The sequence below is a fragment of the Streptomyces kebangsaanensis genome (assembly GCF_001906585.1).
GTDB lineage: Bacteria > Actinomycetota > Actinomycetes > Streptomycetales > Streptomycetaceae > Streptomyces > Streptomyces kebangsaanensis.
Window position 1 is genome coordinate 1 of the sequence record NZ_JUJA01000125.1, and the last position, 3,257, is coordinate 3,257.

Annotated in this window: 2 protein-coding genes and 1 pseudogene; 2 read left to right on the forward strand and 1 reads right to left on the reverse strand. The window is 67.6% G+C overall.

Going from position 1 to position 3,257, the window contains the following annotated elements:
* Positions 1-36 precede the first annotated feature (36 nt).
* Positions 37-330 carry a VOC family protein gene (locus RH94_RS18745; RefSeq protein WP_324614232.1) on the reverse strand — a complete coding sequence of 98 codons (294 nt, stop codon included), beginning with the start codon at positions 328-330 and terminating at the stop codon, positions 37-39.
* 100 nt (positions 331-430) lie between these two features.
* Here RH94_RS18745 and RH94_RS46710 point away from each other — a divergent pair.
* Both RH94_RS46710 and RH94_RS18760 read left to right on the forward strand, forming a co-directional pair.
* Positions 431-1,439: pseudogene (locus tag RH94_RS46710) on the forward strand (transposase family protein).
* 1,229 nt (positions 1,440-2,668) lie between these two features.
* On the forward strand, positions 2,669-3,257 hold a 589-nt coding region (locus RH94_RS18760), incomplete at its 3' end, for a transposase (RefSeq protein WP_234425871.1).

Sequence of the window (3,257 nt, forward strand, 5' to 3'; positions counted from 1 at the left end):
ACGACTCGGTACGCGACAGGTAGACAACCGGGCTGGTCAGGCGCTGACGAAACAGAACTCGTTGCCTTCCGGATCGAGCATGGCCTGGAAGGACTCCTGATCGTCGGTGACTGTCTCGCCGACCCGAGCTCCGCCCATACCTACCGCTTCGGTGGTGGCGGCCTCGATGTCGTCGACCGCGATATCGAGGTGAAACCGGTTCTTCACGGTCTTGCCTTCGGGTACCGGTTGGAAGGCGAGCCGTGCGAACCCAGGCAGCTCGACATGCGACCAGCCGCGGGCACGGTCGACCGGCTCACTGCCAAGTAGCTGGGCCCAGAACCGGACCAGGGCCTTCGGCTCACGGCAGCCACGACAATCTGACGCAAGTGTGCACGCATGGCCGGGAGCCTACGACGGCCCCCGCCGGACTCAAGAGCCGGCCCGTTACATGACGGCGGCCGCACGGGTTGGTGATGTTGTGACGCATTACCGAGCCCGTGCGGCCTTGTCCCATCCTGCCTTCTGCGGCCTTGATCATGCACATCTCGGCAATTTGATCGAGGAGTTGGCCGACCCGTGGACGGCGCAGTGCGAGTCCGCGCTCCGGGAACGTCGGGGCGGCGATCGGCAGCGGGTGGCTGGTGCCGGGCCCGATCACCAACTGGTCTTCGTCGACCGGGTGCTGGTCACCCTGGTCTGCCTGCGGCTGCAGTTGCCGCATGCGGCGCCGGCCGAGCTGTATGGGGTGACCCGGCCCACCGTCACCCGCGCAATCCATGAGATCCGTCCGCTGCCGGCCCGGCGTGGCTTCGCCGTCCCGCAGCGGTCCAGCGTGCGGCTGCCTACCCTGGCCGACGTCTTCGCCTACGCCGAGGCCGAGGGGGGTGGACTTGCGTATCGACGGCACCGAGGTGCAGGTCCGCCGACCCCGGGCCGGCCGGGCGGGCCGCAAGGCGTTCGTGTCCGGCAAGAAGAAGCAGAACACCGCCAAGACCACCACGATCAGCGACGGCTCCGGGCGGCTGCTGTGGTCCGGGGCCGACCGGCCGGGTCGCATGCACGACCAGACCGCCGTGCGTACCGAGGGCATCGCCGAGCAGTTCCGCCTGCACCCGAGGGTGAAAGCCGAGGTCGACGAGGGCTACCGGGGACTGGCCGACGAGTTCCCCGACCAGGTCGGCGCCCCGCCGAAAAAACCCACGGACGATGCGCTGCTCGGCGAGCGGCATGCCTGGCGCGAGCAGCGCCGACGCCAGTCCTCCCGGCGGATCTGTGTGGAACACGTCATCGGCGAAGAGAAGAAGTGGCGCCCGCTCCAGCGGTACACCGGCCGCCGCGAGTACCACCCCGAGACCCACGCCGCCATCGCCGGCCTGGTCTCCGACCGCGCCGCCCGCAGGCCAACCCGGCACCGGACGAGCACCGAACCGGTGCCCGTCCAGCGCACGGCCTGCTGATCACCTACCAGCCAGATCGCCAGGCCGGCGCACCCCGACCTCAATCGCGTACCGAGTCGTAAGCGGATGGCTTCTTAGTGGTGCAGGAGTTCAACAGGCGCATCACTGAGGCTCGCAGGAGGAATCGGATGAAAGTCAGGCATGCATGGAATATTCCCCAATCCCCGAAGCCCAGGCATAGTCGTCCGTGACGACACCGTCACCCGCCATGGGATATACGGCGGGCCTCTTCNAGGTGGGGGGAATGCATGGGCCGGAAACGCGCTACCAGAAAAGCTCATCTTTTACGTCGACTTGTCGCCAAGGGTCTCGCACTGGCGGGCCTGACGGCAGGAGGGCTCGCCCTGGCGCCTGCCGCGCACGCAGACTACGGTCCCTACACCTGCGCGTACGGACTCGTCTGGAGAGAGGCGACAGCGGGCGACTACGTCTGTGTAACCCCCCCAGTGCGTGAACAGACGTGGCAGGAGAACGCGCTGGCCGCCTCGCGGGTGCAGCCGGGTGGCGGACCCTACGGCCCGGACACCTGTAAGTCGGGCTACGTGTGGCGTGGAACCAGCCCTTCGGACCACGTCTGCGTTACCACCAGCAGCCGCACCCAGAACAGGTTGATCAACGAAGGGGCGTATCACGGCTACGCGAACTACCCGAACATCCCCAAGAACGGGATAGGCGCCGGTTGGCAGGGCGGCGCCCTGTATGTATGGCCGGTGAGCACGGACGTCACCATCCACCCCTGGGAGCCAGGCAGAGGTTTCCTCAACGATGTCGGCACCAGCGGAATGACTACGTACGCCTACCTCTACCAAGAGCGCAGGGTGACCCCGTTCAGCTGTGCACAGTCATCGACACGGTATATGTACATGATCACCGTCGACAAGACGACAGGCGTCGTCAGTAACGCTGGCAGGGTCGCTGTCGCTGTCTGCCTCTACGGCCCCTGAGACGGACACACAACGGGCCGTACCCTTCGAAACCCTTCGCAGGGTACGGCCCGGGCACGGTGGGGAAGTTCTCGACTCAGGACCGGTCTGGCCCTCAGCTTGACTCTGTCGGGGATCTTGGAGTTTCCCGGTGCGCCGGCGTGATCGGCGGGCATGCTCGGACTGTTCCGAGTGCCCATGCAGTTGCCGAGGTGTCCGTTGTCGCTCCGTCCCCGTTCCGGTGAGCAGGTCCCGCCTCTGACCGCGCAGGTCGCGCGGGCGAGCAACCCGGATGGTACGGCGGCGATGTGGGTGAGAGATCGGCTGGACGGGCTGTGGCGTGACGAGGACTTCGCCGACTGGTATCCGTGTGACGGGCGTCCGGGCCTCTCGCCCGCTCAGCTGGCCACCGTTTGTGTGCTGCAGTTCGTGCTCGGCCTGTCGGACCGGCAGGCCGCCGAGGCGGTGCGCTGCCGCATCGACTTCAAGTACGCCATGGCCATGGAGCTGGACGATCCCGGCTTGCACCACAGCGTGCTGGCCGACTTCCGCGAACGTCTCACCGAAGGCGACCGCGCCGACCGCCTGCTCGACCTCGCGCCGGCCCGCCTGAAGGAGGCCGGTCTGGTGCGCGAGCGCACCACCCAGCGCACCGACTCCACCCATGTCCTGGCCGCGGTCCGCGACCTGACCCGGCTGGAGATGGTCACCGAGGCGGTACGTGCCGCGCTGGAGGAAGTCGCCGGCACCGCCCCGCGCCTGCTGGACGAGCTGGTCGACGAGGAATGGGGCAGCCGTTATGGCCGCCCGGTCCGCCTGGGCAAGAACCCCACCAAGCCCAAGACCAGGATCCTCGCCGCCGGCAACGACGCCGTCCGGCTCCTGGAACACCTCT